General features: G+C 62.6%; 19 protein-coding genes and 1 tRNA gene. 8 read left to right on the top strand and 12 right to left on the bottom strand.

Annotated elements, in window-relative coordinates; translation table 11 throughout:
• The first annotated feature begins 182 nt into the window (after positions 1-182).
• From ACI5KX_RS02575 to ACI5KX_RS02565, 3 genes are all read left to right on the top strand, one after another.
• On the top strand, positions 183-713 hold the full coding sequence (locus ACI5KX_RS02575; RefSeq protein WP_406809115.1) for an ExbD/TolR family protein: 531 nt from the start codon (positions 183-185) through the stop codon (positions 711-713).
• Positions 714-742: 29 nt separating this feature from the next.
• The gene (locus ACI5KX_RS02570) at positions 743-1,210 is read left to right on the top strand and encodes an ExbD/TolR family protein (protein ID WP_406809114.1); all 468 of its coding nucleotides are present in this window, start codon (positions 743-745) and stop codon (positions 1,208-1,210) included.
• A gap of 207 nt (positions 1,211-1,417) precedes the next feature.
• Entirely contained in the window at positions 1,418-1,891 is a 474-nt protein-coding gene (locus ACI5KX_RS02565; protein ID WP_406809113.1) for an ExbD/TolR family protein, read from the top strand.
• A gap of 171 nt (positions 1,892-2,062) precedes the next feature.
• Here the strand turns inward: ACI5KX_RS02565 and ACI5KX_RS02560 are convergent, their stop codons facing one another.
• From ACI5KX_RS02560 to ACI5KX_RS02535, 6 genes are all read right to left on the bottom strand, one after another.
• Entirely contained in the window at positions 2,063-4,522 is a 2,460-nt protein-coding gene (locus tag ACI5KX_RS02560; protein WP_406811304.1) for a ligase-associated DNA damage response DEXH box helicase, read from the bottom strand.
• A gap of 46 nt (positions 4,523-4,568) precedes the next feature.
• The gene (locus ACI5KX_RS02555; RefSeq protein ID WP_406809112.1) at positions 4,569-5,456 is read right to left on the bottom strand and encodes a DUF2059 domain-containing protein; all 888 of its coding nucleotides are present in this window, start codon (positions 5,454-5,456) and stop codon (positions 4,569-4,571) included.
• A 65-nt stretch (positions 5,457-5,521) separates the two neighbouring features.
• Positions 5,522-6,979, bottom strand: a complete 1,458-nt coding sequence (locus ACI5KX_RS02550) for a hypothetical protein (RefSeq protein WP_406809111.1) — start codon at positions 6,977-6,979, stop codon at positions 5,522-5,524.
• Between the two features lies 1 nt (position 6,980).
• Complete coding sequence (gene pgmG / locus ACI5KX_RS02545; RefSeq protein WP_406809110.1) at positions 6,981-8,396, bottom strand: phosphoglucomutase/phosphomannomutase PgmG; 1,416 nt, start codon at positions 8,394-8,396, stop codon at positions 6,981-6,983.
• Positions 8,397-8,469: 73 nt separating this feature from the next.
• Positions 8,470-8,778 (bottom strand): molecular chaperone DnaJ, encoded by a 309-nt coding sequence (locus ACI5KX_RS02540; RefSeq protein ID WP_406809109.1) that lies wholly within the window; start codon positions 8,776-8,778, stop codon positions 8,470-8,472.
• 4 nt (positions 8,779-8,782) lie between these two features.
• Positions 8,783-9,610, bottom strand: a complete 828-nt coding sequence (locus ACI5KX_RS02535; RefSeq protein ID WP_406809108.1) for a division plane positioning ATPase MipZ — start codon at positions 9,608-9,610, stop codon at positions 8,783-8,785.
• 104 nt (positions 9,611-9,714) lie between these two features.
• Here ACI5KX_RS02535 and panC point away from each other — a divergent pair, with 104 nt between their 5' ends.
• The 5 genes from panC to ACI5KX_RS02510 all read left to right on the top strand — a co-directional run bounded on the left by panC (position 9,715) and on the right by ACI5KX_RS02510 (position 14,467).
• Positions 9,715-10,578 (top strand): pantoate--beta-alanine ligase, encoded by an 864-nt coding sequence (gene panC / locus ACI5KX_RS02530; RefSeq protein ID WP_406809107.1) that lies wholly within the window; start codon positions 9,715-9,717, stop codon positions 10,576-10,578.
• 100 nt (positions 10,579-10,678) lie between these two features.
• Positions 10,679-10,752: transfer RNA gene (locus ACI5KX_RS02525), tRNA-Gly, on the top strand.
• 121 nt (positions 10,753-10,873) lie between these two features.
• Positions 10,874-11,776 carry a sulfate adenylyltransferase subunit CysD gene (gene cysD / locus ACI5KX_RS02520; protein WP_406809106.1) on the top strand — a complete coding sequence of 301 codons (903 nt, stop codon included), beginning with the start codon at positions 10,874-10,876 and terminating at the stop codon, positions 11,774-11,776.
• Entirely contained in the window at positions 11,776-13,701 is a 1,926-nt protein-coding gene (cysN, locus tag ACI5KX_RS02515) for a sulfate adenylyltransferase subunit CysN (protein WP_406809105.1), read from the top strand. The genes cysD and cysN overlap by 1 nt, the downstream gene beginning before the upstream one ends.
• A 10-nt stretch (positions 13,702-13,711) precedes the next feature.
• Positions 13,712-14,467 (top strand): 3'(2'),5'-bisphosphate nucleotidase CysQ, encoded by a 756-nt coding sequence (locus ACI5KX_RS02510; RefSeq protein WP_406809104.1) that lies wholly within the window; start codon positions 13,712-13,714, stop codon positions 14,465-14,467.
• Here ACI5KX_RS02510 and ACI5KX_RS02505 read toward each other — a convergent pair.
• From ACI5KX_RS02505 to petA, 6 genes are all read right to left on the bottom strand, one after another.
• A complete protein-coding gene (locus ACI5KX_RS02505) occupies positions 14,464-15,060 on the bottom strand; it encodes an OmpA family protein (protein WP_406809103.1) in 597 nt (198 codons plus the stop codon). The two genes, ACI5KX_RS02510 and ACI5KX_RS02505, sit on opposite strands and share 4 nt — an antisense overlap.
• A 41-nt stretch (positions 15,061-15,101) precedes the next feature.
• Positions 15,102-17,018 carry a cation:proton antiporter gene (locus ACI5KX_RS02500; protein ID WP_406809102.1) on the bottom strand — a complete coding sequence of 639 codons (1,917 nt, stop codon included), beginning with the start codon at positions 17,016-17,018 and terminating at the stop codon, positions 15,102-15,104.
• An 88-nt stretch (positions 17,019-17,106) separates the two neighbouring features.
• A complete protein-coding gene (locus tag ACI5KX_RS02495; RefSeq protein WP_406809101.1) occupies positions 17,107-17,658 on the bottom strand; it encodes an adenine phosphoribosyltransferase in 552 nt (183 codons plus the stop codon).
• Between the two features lie 102 nt (positions 17,659-17,760).
• Complete coding sequence (locus ACI5KX_RS02490; protein WP_406809100.1) at positions 17,761-18,612, bottom strand: cytochrome c1; 852 nt, start codon at positions 18,610-18,612, stop codon at positions 17,761-17,763.
• Between the two features lie 52 nt (positions 18,613-18,664).
• A complete protein-coding gene (locus ACI5KX_RS02485) occupies positions 18,665-20,038 on the bottom strand; it encodes a cytochrome bc complex cytochrome b subunit (RefSeq protein WP_406809099.1) in 1,374 nt (457 codons plus the stop codon).
• 53 nt (positions 20,039-20,091) lie between these two features.
• Entirely contained in the window at positions 20,092-20,649 is a 558-nt protein-coding gene (gene petA / locus ACI5KX_RS02480) for a ubiquinol-cytochrome c reductase iron-sulfur subunit (RefSeq protein ID WP_406809098.1), read from the bottom strand.
• Positions 20,650-20,707: the final 58 nt, after the last annotated feature.

The following is a 20,707-nucleotide window of genomic DNA, read 5'->3' as shown; positions in this document are numbered from 1 at the left end:
TCTCTTGATTGCGAGTGGCGGGATGCATCGCGTCATCCCGCCCTCGAACCACCCGGGGCCGCGCCCAAGCTGACCACAGCCCCGCCTCACAGGCACCGGCAAGGGTCGACGAAGGCGCAATCCCGGCTCGGCAGACGGGCCACTCGGGTCGAACAGAATTTTTGCAGGGATAGGAATTTTCAATGGCGATTTCGACAGGAGGCGGTGGAGACACCCCGATGTCAGACATCAACACCACCCCACTGGTGGATGTGATGCTCGTGCTGCTGATCATCTTCCTGATCGCGGTCCCGGTTGCGATCCAGACGATCGAGAAGCTCGAAATCCCGGTGTTTGAATCGGTCGAATCGAAGAACAAGGTCGAGAACCTGTTGCTTACGGTCAGCACCACCGACGCTGCCGGTCGCAGCGCAGGCGAGCCCGGTTTCGAAGGGGCCTCGCGCGTCGGCGAATGCCGTGTCTACTTCAACAACATCACTCCGGTGACGTCCGAACAGCTGTACGACCAGGCCTTTACCCGCCTCGACAACATCGTCACGGCGGCTGGTGGTCCCGAAGCGATCATGGAAGACCCCGAGCGCATCCCGCAGGTCCACATCCGCGGCGATGTCAACGCACCGTGGCGCTGTGTCGCAGGGGCGATCTACAACGTGCAGGCAGCCGGTTATCCGACCGTCGGGTTCATCTCGAACCCGGTCGAACCCGGCATCTGAGCCGACAGAGATTTAAGGAGTAACAACCCATGGGTATGGCTGGAGGCAAGCTCGACGGCGAACCGATGATGGATATGAACATGACGCCGCTGATCGACGTCCTGCTCGTTCTGCTTATCATGTTCATCATCACCATCCCGGTGGCCACGCACTCGGTCGATATCGATCTTCCGCAGGGCGATCCGCCGCCGCAGGATATCATTATCGACCCGGTCAAGAACAAGCTGGTGCTCACCGCTGCGGACCAGATCCTCTGGAACGCGGACACGATCACTCCGGGCCAGCTGCGGACGCTGCTTGCGGAGACCACGCAGATGCAGACCGAGCCGGAACTTCAGTTCGAACCCGAGGCTCAGGCCAGCTATGACCTGTCGGCCAAGGTTCTGCAGATCATCAAGGCGTCCGGCGTGACCAAGTTCGGTTTCGTAGGCAACGAGAAGTATCGCCAGTTCGGCACCGGTGGCCCCGGCGCGGGTAGTCTAGGTGGTCAACAGTAACCGCTGAAACCGGTTAACGAGTACAGGAGGGGCGGCCCGGCAGGGACCGCCCCTTTCTTATTGGCTTGGCGCGAGAAGATTGGCGCGCCGGGTGGACCGGTTGCAAACCTCATACCGGTACGCATTAGGCAACTTCACTGTAATGATATACAGTCCCAAATGTGATGTGGTCATCGACTCCCCGCATCGCAAGAGAGGAGACATGTCATGACGACCGCCACGATGCCCCGCCGCAGCCGATTCTCCGACGAATACGATCCGCGCGGACGAAAGCGTCTCAGTCCCAAAGCCGACATGAACGTCACGCCCTTCATTGACGTGCTGTTGGTGCTGCTCATCATGCTGATCATGGCAGTGCCGATCAAAGTGCACGAGACGACGATCGACCTGCCAACCGAACCGTGCAGGACCTGCCCGATGAATGAGGACACCAACACCGTTTTCATCACCGCGCAGGACGAGTTGCTGTGGAACGGCGTAGAGGTGACGCCCGACCAGCTACGGCGGCAGGTCGCCGCCGCCAGCGCGATGGAGGAGCAACCCGAACTGCGCTTCGAGCCCGATGCGCTCGCCAGTTACGACAGCTCGGCCCGCACGATCGCGCTGATCAAGGAAGCGGGCGCCAAGCGTTTCGTCTTCGTTGGCAATGCGCGCCACAAACAATTCGGTTCTGGAGCCTGAAGACATCCCCGCAAGGGTCGCAGGGTGATCGATGCCGCGAGCCGATCAGCCGGATCCATACGAGGCCGATTGCGTGCGTGGCGCTGTCTGTAGTGGTTGTATAGGCGGGTTGGCTTACGTGTTGGAAGCGGCGGGCTATGAGGAACTCCGCTTCAAGGCTACGCCAATCGCCTAATCTCCCTCCATCGGAGGATCGATCCGCATCGCCTCTCCCACCAAGGTCTCCGCCTCGATGAGCAGTTCATCATCCACCGCGCCCTGCGGCACCGCCTCGCGGCCGATCATCGTCATCACCGGCACGGCGAGCGGCGACACGCGCTCGAGCTCGAGATGCACCAGTTCGTGCTGCGAGCGTTCGAGCAGATCGGCGAGCCGCCCCACGTCCGTCATCCGAGCGCGGGCATCGGCCCAGGCAGCTTCGAGCAGCACATGGTCAGGTTCGTACTTCTTGAGCACGTCGTAGATGAGGTCGGTAGAGAAGGTGACCTGCTTGCCAGTCTTGCGCTTGCCCGGATGCTGGCGCTCTACCAGCCCGCTGATCACCGCGACCTCGCGGAAAGCGCGCCGCAACAGGTGACTTTCGGTCACCCAATCGGTGAATTCGTGAGTCAGGATGTCGGGCGAGAGCAGCGGTTTGGGATCAACGACCGGCTTCAGCCCCCACACCGCCAGCGTGTAGTCGTTCGCCACAAATCCGCCCGGCATCAGCCGTCGATCGTCCATCCGCCGGGTGATCAGCATGCCCAGCGACTGGTTCGCGTTCCACCCTTCGAAGGTATAGTACGTGGTGTAGTGCTTGCCGCCGTGAGGGAAGCTTTCGACCAGCAGTTCGCCCGGTGCGGGCAGGCGGCTGCGATAGTCCTGCACCTCCAGCCATTCGCGCACATCGTCCGGAAATCGCCCCCAGCCCACGCGATCGTCGAGCATCTCCTGCACGCGGCTGGCAAGGTGCGTCGTGAGCGGCAGGCGCAGGCCGCCATAGGAAGGGATCGATGCGCTGGTCTTCGCGCCGCGGACGATCACATCCATGTCCTTCACGCTTTCTACTTCGAGGCTCATCCCCGCGAAAAAGAACGTGTCGCCCGCCGATAACTGGGCGGCGAAACGCTCCTCGACCTTGCCCAGCTGCCGCCCGTTCTTGAAGCGCACCATCAGCATTTCGCTGTTGACGATGATCCCGGCATTCATGCGGTGACGCTGCGCCTGGTTGGGATGCGCGAGGCGCCACACGCCGCCTTTTCCGCGGACGATCCGCCTGAATTTGTCGTAGGCGCGGAGCGCATAGCCCCCGTTCTCGACGAAAGAGAGCACGCGCTGCAATGCCGCTTCGTCGACCCAGGCATAGGCAACGCTGGAGCGAATTTCGGCCAGCAATTCAGATTCGTCGAAGGGTGCTGCGCAGGCGCAGGCCATCACGTGTTGCGCGAGGACATCGAGGCCACCGAGGCGGAAATCCTCGCCGTCGCGCTGGCCTTCGTCGACTGCGTCCTTCGCCGCCATTGCCTCAAGAAACTCAAAGCGGTTTCCGGGAACGAGCATCGCCCGGCTCGGAGTGTCGAGCCGGTGCCCGGCACGCCCGATCCGCTGGAGCAAGCGCGACGAGCCCTTGGGCGCACCCATCTGCACGACGAGGTCGATGTCGCCCCAATCGACCCCGAGATCGAGGCTCGCTGTACAGACCAAGGCGCGTAACTCACCGGCGGCCATGGCATCCTCGACCTTGCGCCGCGCTTCTTTGGAGAGGCTACCGTGGTGAATGCCGATCGGGAGATTGTCCTCGTTCACATCCCACAGGCACTGGAAAATGAACTCCGCAAGGAAGCGGGTGTTGGTGAAGACCAGCGTGGTGCGGTTGGCTTTGATCGCCTCGTAGATCTGCGGAATTGCCCAGCGTCCGGCATGGCCGCCCCACGGCACGCGCTCCTCGATCGGCAGCAGGATCTCGACCTCAGGCTCGGCCCCCTTCTCACCCAGCACAAGGTCAGCCGCGTGGATTTCGCCGGTGCCGTCCACGGGCTGCGGCGCGAGCCATTCCTGAAAGCTGAGGGGGTTGGCGAGCGTCGCCGACAGTGCCACCCGCTGCAAGTCGGGGGCGATCCGCTGCAACCGCGCGAGGCCGAGCGCGAGCAGGTCGCCGCGCTTGCCTGTGGCGAAGGCGTGAACCTCGTCGATCACCACCCGCTTCAGCGTACGGAACAGGTGGAGGCTCTCGGGATAGGAGAGCAACAGCGAAAGGCTCTCCGGCGTCGTCAGCATGACATTGGGCGGCTTTTCGCGCTGGCGTTTCTTCTTGTCCGACGACGTGTCGCCGCTTCGGGTCTCGACCGATATCGGCAGACCGATTTCTTCGATCGGCGTCAGCAGGTTGCGCTGCACGTCATGTGCCAGCGCCTTTAACGGCGAGACGTAGAGCGTGTGCAGACCCTCCGGCGGCGCCTCGCCACGCGACGGGGCGAAATCGCACAGCGTCGGCAGAAACCCTGCCAGCGTCTTGCCCGCGCCGGTATCCGCGACCAGCAGTGCGTGCCGCCCCTCGCCCGCCTTGGCCAGCATATCGAGCTGATGCCGCCGCACGCGCCAGCCGCGCGCGTCGAACCATTGCTGGATTTCGGGAGGAAGGGTCGGCGGGATCACATCGCTAGATGTGGCGCGTCCAACCGCGCCCCGCAAGCAGCGATCAGTTGGCGGCTTCCTCAGCGGCTTCGGCCGCTTCATCGACAGTTTCGTCTTCCCAGTCCATCTCTCCGATCGCGATGTTCTCCTCGATCTGCTCGACCGTTAGACCGGCCATTTGCGCGATCTTCTGCTGTTCCTCCGGATCAAGTTCGGAGAAGGCGCGCGGAGGCGGCAGGTCGGCGGTGCTCTCCTCGACCCGCGCTTCAAGATCGCCCAGCATACCCATCATCGCCGGCATCGCCTCCATGCTCGCGCTCATCATGCGCGGGTCGCTCGCCATGGCGAAGGACTTGCGGGCGTATTTCGCCCCGGTCTCGGTGGCGAAGAAGGCCTCGACCTCGGCAAGCTCCTCGGTCGAAAAATTGATCGCATAGAGCTCGGACATGGCCTTGCGCATACCCGGTTCCATCAGCGTCATGATCTCCCTCATCATCTGAGGCACCATCGCCATCTCGCGCTCGTTGCGTTCCTTCCAGGCCGGATCGAACAGCGCGGCGAGCTCGGCAGCCTGCTCGTCGGTCAGGTCGAGTTCGAATGCGGTGACGCCGATATTCTTTGCCACGGTCGACTTCGACTGGGGCGGCCCCATCTCCATCAACGGTCCGAGCATGTCGTCAAGCATCGTGCCCATGATCTCACCCATTGTGCCTTCGGGAATCATGGTCGCGACCAGCTTCTGCGCGAGCGGCAGACGCGCCTCCTGCTCGGCGGTCAGCGGCTCTGTAGGGAACATCGCCCCGAGCGTCTTCATGGCCTCCTGCAGCGCTGCATCGTCCGCATCGGTGGAGGCATCGCTTTCCTCGATCTGTTCAGCCTCACCCTGCGCCAGCACGGGAAGGGGCGAACCAAGCGCGAGCGCGGCAGCGAGGACAGGAAGTGCGGTTTTCATGGGTGTTCTCCTGAATAATCGGCGATGATTGCCCGACCCTGGGGCCCGGGTCCAGCGGGTATCGTTCAGATCGCCGCCAGCATGGTGTTCGTCACTTCATCGCGGCGCTCAAGCAGCGCCTCCAGCAAGGATATTTCGGTTTCGCAGCGTGCCGGGTGACTGTAGCTGCCGAGCGCTGCGCGCAACGTGGACACATCAAGCCCGCTGTTCGTCGTTGCGGCCTCGAATGCCCATGCCGGGATATCGGCCGCAGTGAAGCCCTGCGCCGAGCGACGCAGCCCGCCCGATGTCAGCAATTGCGCGGCAATGCTGCGTTCGAATGTGATCCAGTCGTCGCGCATTTGCGGGATTCCTCGACTGAACAGCTCGCTCGTCACCGCGCGGCACGTGCTCTGGCCCTCAGCCTGCGCGGTGGTGAGCCAGGCGAGATGCAATTCCGCAATCGCCAACGCTTGTTCGCGTGTGGCGCTGGCGCGCGAGGCAAGGGTCCGTGTGCGCAGCAAGGCGCGGGCCTCGGTGAAATCCTCTCGGTCTTCTTCGAGCCTCTGCAGCAACTCGGCTGCGAGCACACGGTCGACCTCTACCAGTTCGCCATATCCGACCTCGGCACCGAACAGTGAAAACACCATCGCTTCGGCCCCCTCAGGCGGACTCCACGGCACAGCTGGCTGGTTCGTATCCGACGTCGCCGCCGGACCGGGGTTGTCGGGCGCTCCGATCCTGGTGGTTTCGCGATCGGGGTAGGTATCCTCGTCCCATGAGCTGCAGAAGCCGACCGCCAGAAACACCGCCGCGATCCAGAAACAGCCGAACTTGTTGAGCGAATATCGCTTGACGACCTCGCCCACGCCATCGCCTTGCGCGCCGTAATCGGGCGTGCGGCTTTCGGTCGAGGGGATGTAGCGGCTCTCATTGTCCGGGTTATCGGAGTAGCTGCGCCACAAATCAGGGTCGTAGTCCTGCCGTTTGTCTTGTTCGGATTCTTCCAGATTGAAGCTCGCAACGATCTCGTCTGCGGTCGCCGCATAACGTCCGCCCGGCTGCCAGTCGGAATTCGCCTCCGCTTCCTCTTCCGCCTCTGGCTCTGGCTCTGGCTCTGGCTCTGGCTCTGGCTCTGGCTCTGGCTCTGGCTCTGGCTCTGGCTCTGGCTCTGGCTCTGGCTCTGGCTCTGGCTCTGGCTCTGGCTCTGGCTCTGGCTCTGCGGGAAGATTTTCCGGCGCGGGAGCGGTGTCAAACGCCGAGGCGGGAATCTCAGGGTCGGGCGAGGCGGGGCACCCGAGCGAATCGCGTTCCTCCTCCGCCTTGCGGGCGGCTTCGCGTTCCTGTTCGCGCTGCAATTCGGAAGCGAGGAAAAGCGCCTTCTCGCGCGCTTCGGTCAGCTCGGCAAAGGCGGAAATCCGCATCGCCTCCGCATCGAGTTCGGCGCGTTTCGCATCATAGGCAGTATGGATCGCCGCCTTGTCAGTCGTCTCGGAAACGCCGAGCGCGGACCACGGCCAATTGTCCGACCCGCGCGCCGTCACGTCAGTGTCCCACGCTCTCCCCGCGTTCGAGGCCCGACAGCGCAAGCTGCTCGTCGATTTGCGCGATCAGCCTTTCGAGCCCCTTGTCGGTGTCGCTTTCGGCGCGCGCGACCAGCACGTCCTGGGTGTTGGAGGCGCGCAACAACCACCAGCCATCGGCGGTGTTTACCCGCACTCCGTCGGTCGCGTTGACCTCTTCGACCTCGGGACCGGGATTGGTCGTCAGCCGCTCGCTGATCTCGGCGATCGCCGGGAACTTGCGTGCCTCGTCGACCTGAAACCGCATCTCCGGCGTATTGAGCATATGCGGCATCGCCGATTTCAGTTCGGTCACCGATTTGCCCAGCCGTGCCGAGGCCGCCAGCAGCCGGATTCCGGCATAGAGTGCATCGTCGAACCCGTAATATTCGTCCGCAAAGAACACGTGTCCGCTCATTTCGCCCGCGAGCGGCGAACCCGTTTCCTTCATTTTGGACTTAATCAGCGAGTGGCCGGTCTTCCACATCAGCGGTTTGCCGCCATGCTTCGCGACGTGGTCGAACAGTGCGCGGCTGGCTTTCACATCGGCGATCACCGTCGCACCCGGGTGCGATTTGAGCACGTCCTCGGCGTAGATCATGAGCAACTGATCGCCCCAGATCACGCGGCCCTTGCTGTCGATCGCGCCGATCCGGTCGCCGTCGCCGTCGAAAGCGACTCCGAAATCGAGGTTCTTCTCCGCGACGAGCGCGCGCAAATCCGCCAAATTCTCTTCGACAGTCGGATCAGGATGGTGGTTGGGGAAATGCCCGTCGACATCGGTATACAGCAGGTGGTGTTCCCCGGGGAGCCGCGCGGCGAGAGCCTCGAGCGCCGGTCCCGCGGCGCCGTTTCCGGCATCCCAGCCGACCCGGATGCCGTCGAGAGCGGCGCGGTCGATCCCGGCGAGACCTTCGAGCAACCGCTCGACATACTCGGTTAAGATGTCGCGCTTGGTGATTTCCCCGGCCCCGTCGGTCCAGTCGCCGGACGCAGCGATCTTTCCAAGAGCCTGGATGTCGGCGCCGAAGAACGGACGCCCCATAAATACCATCTTGAAGCCGTTGTAATTGGGGGGATTGTGGCTGCCAGTTATCTGAATGCCGCCCTGCACCTCTTCGGTTGAGGCTTCCGCATAATACAGCATCGGGGTGGCGCCCATACCGATCCGCACGACATTGCAGCCGCTGGAGGTGAGCCCTTCCACCAAAGCGTGTTCGAGCATCGGCGAACTCATCCGCCCGTCATAGCCGACCGCAACCGTCTCCCCGCCTTTGCGCTTCAACAGGGTGCCGAAGCTGCGCCCGATCGCGCGCGCATCGTCGGGCCCCAGCGTTTCGCCGATGATGCCGCGGATATCGTATTCACGCAGGACAGTGGGATCGAATGTATGGCTCATGGCAAAGCGGGTTCCTGATTGTTAAACCGGACGATGCGGCCTGCGATGGACCGAAAATGTGACAAGAGAACGGTCAGTCATGTTTGCCAATGTCGGCGCCTTTGGTCGGCAGTTCTTCAAGGAGAAGGTCGCGCGCATCGTTGGCTTCGTGAACTGCGGCATTGCTGCCGCCCTTGTCGGGATGGACCATGGCAATCAGCCGCTTGTGCGCGGCGATAATCTGCTCGCGGTCGGCTCCCTCATCCACGCGCAACAGCTTACGCGCGCGAAAGATCGCCTGTGCCCGCGTCGGCCTGCCGCCAAGGCCCTGCCACGGCCATTTGCCGAACGCCCAGCGGAAGAGCACGCAGAGGATAACAAGGATGATGGCGATACGAAGCATGGCCTTATGCTAGCTCCAGACTTGCCTGCGGGCGAGCAAATTCGGGCAGGTTCAAGGACTTGAGCAATGCGCGCAGCTCCTGCCGAGCGATCAGGTGGCTCGTGCCGAGCTCGCCGAGGTGGCCTTTGTCGAGCAGCGTAAGTCCTGAGGGAAACAGCTCGCGATAGATCACGCGTTCCGAAAGCCCCTGTGTTACGCGGAAACCCACACGCTTGGACATTTCGGTTAATGCCTGTTCGATACGCGCCATGTTGCGCGCCTCGACATGGCCGGTGCGGTTGCGCACCACCACCCAGTCCATTTCAGGCCGGTTGCCGTCGATCGTCGCGCGGCTGCGCTTCATTCGCGCTTCCCAGATCAGTTCGGCGAAAAACGAGAGTTTCTTGACCTTGAAGGTCTCCGAATCGACCTGGCCGATGAGGTCGAAATCGACGAAACTGTCATTCATCGGCGTCACCAGCGTATCGGCGCTTTCGGCCGCTGCGCGGGCAATCGGATCGTCGCGCCCGGGATTGTCGATGATCAGGAAATCGCAGGTTTGCTCGAGCCGCCCGATCGTGCCCAGCAGCTCTTCGGGGGTGTCACCGCGGAACACCTCGCAGCCGGGCGTCGGCAGCGTGATCCTGCGGCGTTCGAGCGTCGCCAGCCGGTTCTCGATATAGCGGTGGGTGGTACGCTGGCGTGGATCGAGATCGAGAGCCGTTACCCGCGCTCCGAGATAGGCCAGCGCAACCGCGACATGCACCGCGGTGGTCGATTTGCCGGTACCCCCCTTTTCATTCGCAAAGACAATCCGGTGCGCGGGGCGAGGGGCGGTTTGGGGGGTGACCATGTCCGAATTCCTGTGATCGCGACGCAAGCCGCCTGTCGGGGTGCTTGTGAGCAGAGGCGGCGAGCGTCTATGTCCGCGCAAACAGTATCCGCGGAGACCAACTGGTGCAAACGGCAACCACGCTCGAAATGTTGAGAACGCATGTGGGGAAGCTGCGCGCGGGCGGCGAGACGATCGGACTGGTCCCGACGATGGGCGCGCTGCACGAGGGCCATCTGACACTGGTGCGCCGTGCGCGGGAAGCGTGCGACCACGTTGTCGCCTCGATCTTCGTCAATCCGACGCAATTCGGCCCGAACGAGGATCTCGATGCCTACCCCCGCCAGCTGGAGCAAGACGCCGCGATGCTTGAGGCCGAAGGCTGCGCGCTGCTGTGGGCTCCTCCGGTCGAGGAAATGTATCCCGGCGGCCCGCAGAACTTCGTCACCAGCATCAGGGTGAGCGGCGTAAGCGAAGGGCTGTGCGGAGCCTCGCGCCCCGGCCATTTCGACGGCGTGGCAACCGTGGTGTGCAAGCTCTTCAACCAGGTCCTGCCCGACACGGCGTTCTTCGGCGAGAAGGACTTCCAGCAGTTGGCGGTGATCCGGGCGATGGCGCGCGACCTCGATCTTGCGCGCCCGCATGTTCGCTCGATTATCGGCGTGCCGACAGTGCGCGAGCCGGACGGCCTCGCGATGTCGAGCCGCAATCGCTACCTTTCGGATAAGGATCGTGCCGCCGCGGCCACGCTGCCGACTGCGATGAAGGAGGCGATCGCCCGGATCGAGGATGGTCAAGAGGTCGCTCCGACGCTCGCTGCGCTCGAGGACGCGCTGCTGGGAGCCGGATTTTCGAGCGTGGACTATGCCGTGCTCGCCGACGCCGCTTCGCTCGCGCCTCTGGATGCCTTGGGCGAACGCCCCGCTCGCCTGCTGGTAGCCGCGCGGATCGGCGGCACACGGTTGATCGACAATATGGCGGTAAATTGATCTCTGCACGCCATCCGGAGTGCGGTGCCTCGCGCCGAGAAGCGTTCATTTCACATTGACGCCTGGCCGCCTATAATGGCAAAGGCGCTGCGCTCGGCACGCGGGTATAGCATAGTGGTAATGCTCCAGCCTTCCAAGCTGGCTAGAGGGGTTCGATTCCCCTTACCCGCTCCAAGCCTCCCGGCCCTTTTCTCGCGCGAATGCTCCGCTGCCTGAGCGCGGTGTTTCCCCAGCTTGCACGTCTCCAAGCTTTTCTAGGCTTGCCATGTGACGCACAGCCTTTAGCTGGTTTGCCATGCGAACGCTGACCCATCTCGAACGGCTCGAAGCCGAGAGCATCCATATCTTTCGCGAAGTCGTGGCCGAGGCCGAAAACCCGGTCATGCTCTATTCGGTGGGCAAGGACTCATCGGTGATGCTGCACCTTGCACGCAAGGCATTCTATCCCTCGCCGCCACCCTTCCCGATGCTGCACGTCGCAAGCGGCTGGGACTTCCAGGACCTGCTCGCCCACCGCGACCGCACGGTGAAGGAATACGGCCTCGAACTGCTCGTCGCGCAAAACGAGGAAGCCGAGGCACAGGGCATCAACCCGTTCGACACCGGCAGCGCGCTGTATTCGCAGGCGCAGCTGACCGATCCGTTGAAGCGCGCGCTGACCGAACACGGTTTCGATGCAGCGTTCGGTGGCGGACGGCGCGATGAGGAAAAGGCGCGGGCTAAGGAACGCGTGTTCAGTTTCCGCACCGCCTCGCACCGCTGGGACCCGAAGAACCAGCGCCCCGAGCTGTGGAATCTCTACAACGCCAAGAAGAACAAGGGCGAAAGCATCCGCGTCTTCCCCATCTCGAACTGGACCGAGCTCGACATCTGGCAATATATCGCGCTCGAAAAGATCGACATCGTCCCGCTCTATTTCTCCGCCCCGCGGCCGACGGTCACGCGCGACGGCTTGGTCCTGGTGGTGGATGACGACCGCTTCCGCTTCGAGGACGGAGAGAAAGTGGTCGAACGCTCGGTGCGTTTCCGTACGCTCGGCTGCTACCCGCTCACCGGCGCGACCGAAAGCACCGCAACCGACATGAACGACATCATCCAGGAAATGCTGCTCGCGACCGGCTCCGAACGGCAGGGCCGCGCCATCGACAAGGGCCAGTCCGCTTCGATGGAAGACAAGAAGCAGGAGGGGTATTTCTGATGGCCGACCAGCCCGCCCCCGAACCAGGTTTCAGAGTCGATGCGCTGATCGCCGAAGACATCGAGGCTTATCTCGAACAACACCAGCACAAGAGCCTGCTGCGCTTCATCACCTGCGGCAGCGTCGATGATGGCAAGTCTACCCTGATCGGGCGGCTGCTGTACGATTCGAAGATGATCTTCGAAGACCAGCTCTCCGCGCTCGAAAGCGACAGCGCCAAACACGGCACGCAGGGCGAGGAGATCGATTTCGCGCTGCTGGTCGACGGGCTTGCTGCCGAACGCGAACAGGGCATCACGATCGACGTCGCCTACCGCTTCTTCACCACAGAGAAGCGCAAGTTCATTGTCGCCGACACGCCGGGCCACGAACAGTACACGCGCAACATGGTCACCGGCGCATCGACCGCCGATCTCGCGGTGATCCTTGTCGATGCGCGCAAGGGCGTGCTCAAGCAAACCCGGCGGCACAGCTATCTTGTCCACCTGCTCGGCATCAAGCACCTCGTGCTCGCGGTGAACAAGATGGATCTGGTCGACTACGACCAAGAGGTGTTCGACAAGATTGTCGCAGACTATGGCGAGTTCGCCGAAGAAGTCGGGATCGAGGACTTCGTCGCCATTCCGATCTCGGGATTCAAAGGCGACAACATCACGGCATCACCCGCTGAAACCACACCCTGGTACGACGGCCCCTCGCTGATCGACCACCTCGAGACGGTCGAGCTCGCCAACGCCGCCGCGCAGGAGCGCCCCTTTCGCATGGCGGTGCAGTGGGTGAACCGACCCAATCTCGATTTCCGCGGATTCGCGGGGCTGATCGCATGCGGAACGATCAAGCCGGGCGATCCTGTGCGGATCGTCCCCGCCGGCAAGACCAGCACGGTCAAGAGCGTCACGACCTTCGACGGCGACCTCGACGAAGCGGTGGCGGGCCAGTCGGTAACGCTGACGCTCGAGGACGAGGTCGATTGCAGTCGCGGGGACGTTATCGCCGCGGCGGGCGATCCGCCCGAGGCCTCGGATCAGTTCGAAGCGACGATCGTGTGGATGAGCGAGGAGGCGCTGAAGCCTGGCCGCGGATACTGGCTCAAACTCGGCACGCAGATGGTCACCGCAACGGTGCAGCCCCCGAAATACGAGGTCGACGTCAATTCGTTCGAGCATCTCGCCGCCAAGACGCTGGATCTCAACGCGATCGGCGTGGCCGAGATTGCGACCGACCGGCCGATCACCTTCGAACCCTACGACCAGAGCCGCCAGCTCGGCGGATTCATCCTGATCGACAAGTTCACCAATGCGACCGTTGGTGCCGGCATGCTGCACTTCAGCCTGCGCCGCGCGCAGAACGTCCATTGGCAGCCGACCACGATCACCCGCGACGACCATGCGACGCTCAAGAACCAGAGGCCGCGCGTGTTGTGGTTCACGGGGCTTTCCGGATCGGGCAAGAGCACCATCGCGAACGAAGTCGAGAAACAGCTGGCGCTAATGAACCGCCACACCTTCCTGCTCGATGGCGACAATGTCCGGCACGGGCTCAACAAGGACCTGGGCTTCACCGAGACCGACCGGATCGAGAATATCCGCCGGATCGGCGAGGTCGCCAAGCTGATGGCCGATGCCGGCCTTATCGTGCTGACCGCCTTTATCTCACCCTTCCGTGCGGAACGGCAGATGGTGCGGAAGATGCTGCCCGAAGGCGAATTCATCGAGATCTTCGTCGACACCCCGCTCGAAGTGGCCGAGCAGCGCGACGTGAAGGGACTCTACAAAAAGGCACGTTCCGGCGAGCTGAAGAACTTCACCGGGATCGACAGTCCCTATGAAATGCCCGAGAACGCCGAGATCGTCGTCAACACGGTCGATATGACACCGGTCGAAGCCGCCGAATACATCGTCAAGCAGATCCTGCCGCTCAAGTAAGGTGTCGCGAATGATCGATCCGAACAGCGCGACCGACGCCGAACTTGCCGCCCATCTGGCCGAAGTGGCGGGGCGCATCCTGCTCGATGTCCGCGCGAGCGGCATGTTCGAAGGCAAGGCGCTGGGCAAAGCAGGCGATGCCACCGCCAACGAATTCCTGTGCCACGCGCTGCGGGCTGCACGGCCCGACGACGGATTGCTCTCGGAGGAAGAGAAGGACGACACCGCGCGGTGTTCCATGAGCCGGGTGTGGATCGTCGACCCTGTCGACGGGACCCGCGAATATGGCGAGCAGCGCAGCGACTGGGCGGTGCATGTAGGGCTAGCGATAGACGGGGTGGCCACCACCGGGGCGGTTGCGCTCCCGGGCCTGGACGGCGGAATGGTGCTCCGCACGGACCGGGCCGACACGCTTCCGGTGCCGGCACCGGTCCCGCGCTTCCTCGTCAGCCGGACCCGTCCTGCCGAGGAGGCCGAGGCGGTGTGCAAAGCGATGGGCGGCGAGCTTGTGCCGATGGGAAGCGCCGGAGCCAAGGCGATGGCAGTGGTGCGCGGCGAGGCCGAAATCTATCTCCATTCAGGCGGGCAATACGAATGGGACAGCTGTGCGCCCGTGGCGGTCGCGGCCGCGCACGGGCTGCATTGTTCGCGGATCGATGGATCGCCGATCCGCTACAATATGGCCGATCCCTATCTCCCCGACCTGCTCATTTGCCGCCCGGAATATGCCGCGCGGGTGCTGGAGCTGGTCGCAAGCCTCGATTAGTCGGCGGGCTCGCTCTCGTCCGGAAGCACCGGGGTTTCGATCTCTGTTACCGCAACTTCGATCTCGACCCTGCGATTGGCGGCGCGCCCCGCTTCGTTGGGTGATCCATCTGGCAGTGCATTGGGTTGCACCGGGTTCTGCTCGCCGAATGCGATCACCTCGATCCGCTCTTCGTCGATCCCATTTTTCACCAGCCAGTCGCGGACCCGCTCGCCCCGTGCCCGCGATGCGCGCAGGTTCGCCGCATCGCTGCCACCCGCATCGCTGTGCGCTCGCACCGTGATCGGAAGGCCGAGCGCGGCTTCGTCTGACGAGAGCACAAGCTGAAGCGCGGCTGTCGCCGCCGCATCGAGTTCGCTGCCACCTTCGGGAAAGCCGATCGTGACCTCCAGCGGTTCGAGCGGAATCTCGGGCAATTCGGGCTGCTCGATGTCGGGCCGGATGATCGACACCGGCGCGTCCGGATCTGGCGTCGCGCTCGCAGTGCCGGTCGGTGTGGGTTCGCCTGCGTCCGGCTCTTCGGCGGGCTGCGTGTTGCACGCGGCGAGCGCCGCAACCGACGCCAGGACCAGAAGGGTGGGAGTTTTTCGCATTATTGCCTCGTTCTCGAAGTCTTTTCTTATCTTCATAATCATCAGGTGGCCTGCGGTTTCGCCGGATTGTCACGGTCCGTATCGCGACCCACTTCCTTAGCCGCACGCTTGGCCTGCATCTTTTCGGGTTTCTTGATCTGTGGCGGAGTGAAAGAAATTATCGTGTCGCCCGGACGCGGCTCGGGTACGGCCGCGTGAGTAAAGAAACGCAGGGTTCCCGATGCGCGCACCAGCAGCAGCATATTGGCGCTATCCGGCAGCTTTTCCTGCGCCTGCGCGAAATCGAATTCGTCGGAAAGCCGCGTCTTTCGGAACACCCAACCCTGTTGCTGGCGCTCGTTGACATCCGTCACACCGAAGCCGCTCTTGAAAAGCGCGCGTCCCCGGATTGATTCGGGCAGTGCGTGCTTGTCGTCGTCTTCCACGTTCTCACCAAGCTGATAGACGCTGTCGCGCCCGACTTCGTGCGCGAATTCGTTGCAGACGAGAGCGTTGTACGCCTCGTTATCGGTTGCCGCGACAAGCACCTGAAACGGTGCGAGGTCGAGATTGTGCTCGGTTGCCTCGTTCAGGATCTCTCCGTGATAGAACGGTAAACCCTCGCGCCGGGCCGCGCCGAGCCGCTGCCAGCTGGGATCGACAATCATCACGGGTGTCTTGAGCGCTTGCATCTCCTTGGCGAGCGCGATGGTCCAGGGGGTCGAGCCCACGATAAGCAGGCCAGGGCGCGAAGTACCCTTCACACCAAGCCATTTGGCAACCAGATTGATCGTAAAGCCGTGGGCGATAACGGTCGTAACCACCACAGCGAAGCTGAGCGCGGTGAGGACTTGCCCGTCGCTGTAGCCGAGATCCGCCAGCCGCAGCGCGAACAGCCCCGAGATCGCGACCAGCACGATACCGCGAGGAGCAATCCACGCGACGAACAAACGCTCGTTCCACGGCACCGGAGACCCGAGCAGGCTGATCAGCACGGTCAGCGGGCGGACCACGAACAGTAGCGCGAGCAGGAACAGCACGAACCGCAAACCGACTTCGGTCGTCGGGTCGAGATATACCAGGTCGTTCCAGTCGAGGCTCGACGCCAAGAGGATGAATATACCGGAGACCAGCAGGACCGCGACATTCTCCTTGAACGGATGGATCGAGCGGATGCTGGAAAAACCGGTGTTGGCGAGCGTAACGCCCATGACCGTAACTGCCACAAGCCCGGCTTCGTGCTCGATCTTGTTGGTCAATACGAAGACCAGGATGACGGTGATGAACAGAACCGGGACCTTAAGATATTCCGGAATTGCACCCCTTGGGAAAAGATAGGCGATCAGCCTCGCCGCTGCGTACCCGACGAGGCCGGCGAGGATCGCAGCAATGATCAGCGGCGGGACGACTTCGATGATCGAGGCGTTGGGGCTTTCCGAGACGCGACGGAAATATTCGTAGGCGATGACCGCACAGAGCGCACCGGTCGGGTCGTTGACGATGCCCTCCCACTTGAGGATCGAATTGGGCCGCGTCTGGACATTGGCCTGTCGCAGCAACGGGATCACGACCGTGGGTCCGGTCACGATCAGGATGCCGCCGAACAGGATCGCCACCGGCCATGCGAGCCCGCCGATCTGGCTGGCTGCCACTGCGCCGAGTGCCCAGCCGACCGCCACACCGATAGTGGCAAGCCGCCACACTGCGCTTCCCGAATGTCGAAGTTCTCGCAGGTCGAGGCTCAGTCCACCCTCGAACAGGATCAACGCGACGCCGATCCCGATGGCGGGATCGAGCAGGTCGCCAAAGGCAGCTTCGGGATCGAGCAGGCGAAAGCCCAGCTCGCCCGCAACCGGGCCTGCGAGGAATCCAGCCGCCAGCATAAGGACGATCGCGGGCCATCCCGTGCGCCAGGCAAGCCACTGCGCCCCGACACCAAGGAGGCCGATTGTGGCAATTACAAGCGCTTGCGATTCCATGAAAATTCCCGGTTGAACCTATCCACTCAATGGATCGCTGCCGTACTCGTTCCGAACACGAGTCGGTGGAGGGGTTGTAACGCTCGTTTTACTCGCCGTCGAACTGCATGAGCGCACGCACCTCGACGCCCGCCTCGCGGAGCTTTTGGGCTCCTCCCAGGTCGGGAAGGTCGATCACGAACAACGCCTGGTCGACAATAGCTCCCGCCTGGCGGAGCAGATGAACGGTGGCGAGCGCGGTGCCACCGGTTGCGATCAAGTCATCGACGATCACGACGTCTTCGAGTTCATCGATCGCGCCTGGATCGACTTCCAGGCGGTCGGTGCCGTATTCGAGATCGTAATCAATGCCCATCGCCTCGATTGGCAGTTTGCCGGGCTTGCGCACCGGAAGGAATCCGATGCCGAGTTGCACCGCCACTGCGGCACCGAATATGAAACCGCGCGCTTCCATCCCGGCGATCTTCTGCGCACCACCGGCTCGCGCAAGATCGGCCAGATGGGCGACACTCGAAGCCAGACCCGAAGAATGGCCGATCAGCGTTGTGATATCGCGAAACTGGATGCCCGGTTGAGGAAAATCCGGAACGGTGCGCACCAGCGCCTTCAGCTCATCGGATGAAAGTCGTGCGCCGTCCATTCAGGATCCCCAAACCATCTTGTCGCCCACAAAGCAAAACGCCCCATCCTCCGCAAGGGAAGATGGGGCGCATGACGCGCTTATTTCATTTGGCCGAGGCGATTATTTCTTCGCCTTCTTGCCTGCCCAGACCTGCTTGTACGAGAGGTAGGCAAGCGCAGTTGCGAACAGCAGGAAGGCAATCACGAACCAGCCCATCTGCTTGCGCTGCTCGAGCTTGGGTTCGGCGGTCCAGGTCAGGAAGGCCGCGATATCCTGCGCCATCTGGTCGACCGTCGCTTCGGTTCCGTCGTCATAAGTGACGAGGTCCGGGTAAAGCTGCGGCGGCATGGCGAGGTTCACGTTCTCGAACCAAGGGTTGAAATAGAGGCCCGGAGGCGTTTCGAAGCCTGCTTCCTGCGCCTTGGCCAGTTTCTCGGGATCGGGTTCGACGTAGCCCGAGAGCAGCGAGTAAAGGTAGTTCGAACCATCCGGGCGCGCCTTGGTGATCAGCGAAAGATCCGGCGGGATCGCATTGTTGTTGGCGGCCGCTGCCGCAACGTTGTTGGGATAGGGGTTCGGGAAGTAATCGGTCGGCTCGGCCGGGCGAGTGGTCTCTTCACCGGTGTTGGGATCGATCCCCGGAACGTTCCACGTCGCCGCTTCGGCCTGGACCTGCGCTTCGCTGTAGCCGAGCTCCTCGAGATTGCGGAAGGCGACATATTTCAGACCGTGGCACGCCGAGCAAACCTGCTTGTAGACGGCATAGCCGCGCTGAAGCTGGGCTTCGTCGAAAGTGCCGAGCGGCCCGTCGAAAGAGAACCCGGCTTCGGGAGAGCGCGGCTCTTCCTTGAAGACGTAATAGGCCGGTTTCTCCGGCGTGGCGTAGGTGATCACGCCGGGGATCAGGGACCACAGCAGCAGCACGGCGGTAATGCCGAGACCGATCAGGATGCCTGCGAGACGGATTGTCATGACCTAACTCTTTCTCGTTATCGGGTCAGAAAAATGCGGGTTGGCGTCGCGATTACTCGGCCGGTTGCGGGGCGGCGTCAGGACCGGAGCCCGGCAGATTCTTTACCGCGGCTTTCGGGTTGTCCCCACCACCATCGGTCCCGCCCGGCTTGTCGTCCGAACCCAGCACCGCTTCGGTGATCGAGAACGGCAACGGCTTTGGCACCTCGATCTGGCTCACGATCGGCAGGATCACCAGAAAGTGCAGGAAGTAATACGCCGTCGCGACCTGGCTCAGCAGCACCCACGGCTGCTCCGCCGGCATACCGCCGCAGATCGTCAGGACGATCATCGTGAGCACCAGCACCCAGAAGAACTTCTTGAACGTCGGGCGGTAATGGCCCGAACGCACGGGGCTCTTGTCGAGCCACGGCAGGAAGAACCATACCAGGATTGATCCGAACATGGCGATGACGCCCAGAAGCTTGGCTTGCACCAATACAATACCGGTGAACGGGATCGTCAGGTCGCCGGTAAAGGCGCGCAGGATCGCGTAAAACGGCAGGAAGTACCATTCGGGCACGATGTGGGCAGGCGTCGAGAGCGGGTTTGCCTCGATGTAGTTGTCCGGGTGGCCGAGTGCGTTCGGCAGGAAGAACACGAACAGCGTGAAGGCGATCAGGAAGATGCCAAGGCCGAAGCCATCCTTCGCCGTGTAGTACGGGTGGAACGGAACGGTATCGCTTTCCTTCTTCACTTCGACGCCGGTCGGGTTCGACGAACCCGGGATGTGCAGCGCCCAGATGTGCAGGATAACCACACCCGCGATCACGAACGGCAGCAGGAAGTGCAGCGAGAAGAAGCGGTTCAGCGTCGCATCGTTCGGTGCATAGCCGCCGACCAGCCACACCTGCAGCGGTTCGCCGATGAACGGGATCGCGCCGAACAGGCCGGTGATCACCTTCGCACCCCAGAAGCTCATCTGGCCCCAGGGAAGCACGTAGCCCATGAAGGCGGTGGCCATCATCAGCAGGAAGATCACCACGCCGAGCAGCCAGATCATCTCGCGCGGAGCCTTGTAGGACGAGTAGAACAAGCCGCGGAAAATGTGCAGGTATACGACGATGAAGAAGAAGCTAGCGCCGTTGGCGTGCGCATAGCGCATCAGCCAGCCGTAGTTCACGTTGCGCATGATGTGCTCGACCGAACCGAACGCGACCCCGGCATCCGATGCGTAGTGCATCGCAAGGACCACACCGGTCACGATCTGCAGCATCAGGCAGAAGCCGGCGAGCACGCCGAAATTCCACATGTAGTTGAGATTGCGCGGAACCGGATATCCCGCACCCACCGCGTTGTAGACCAGACGCGGCAAGGGCAGTTTTTCGTCAACCCATTTCGTGAAAGTGGTCTTCGGTTCGTACTGCTTGGCCCAGGCAAAACTCATAGTGTTCTCTCGGTTCTCAGCGTGAATTCGGTCAAATCAAATGTGCGGCGCGATCACCCGACGCGGATGACATCGCCGTTGAAAGCATATTCAGGCACTTCGAGGTTGGTCGGTGCCGGGCCTTTGCGGATGCGCCCTGCCGTATCGTAGTGCGATCCGTGACAGGGGCAGTAATAGCCGCCGAAGTCGCCCTTGTTCTCACCCTCGGCAGCACCCAGCGGCACACAGCCGAGGTGGGTGCAGACGCCCATCGTGACAAGCACGTCCTCGCGACCTTCCTTGGTGCGATCGGCGAGCGACTGCGGGTCGCGGAGGCTGGAGACGTCAACACCTTCTGCCTCGGCAATTTCTTCGGCCGTCAGGCGTTTGATGAAAAGCGGCTGTTCACGAAACACTGCCTTGATCGACTGGCCCGGCTGGATAGCCGAAACATCCACATCGGTGGTGCTCGCAGCAAGCACATCGGCCGAAGGCGCCATCTGGGTAATCAGCGGATACAGGACCGAAGCGCCGCCCACGCCAGCAGTGCTGATCGCGGCGATATGGATCCAGTCGCGACGGCGTACGCCTTCTTCTTCAACAGTCCCGGTTGCAGCACCAGTCTCGGCCATCGTGTCTTACCTTGCTCGTATCACCGCGAAGGCAGAAAAGCCCGCGCGGGGTCGTGTT

The organism is Erythrobacter sp. GH1-10, assembly GCF_045363165.1.
Lineage (GTDB): Bacteria > Pseudomonadota > Alphaproteobacteria > Sphingomonadales > Sphingomonadaceae > Erythrobacter.
This window is presented reverse-complemented; position numbering and strand designations above follow the sequence as displayed.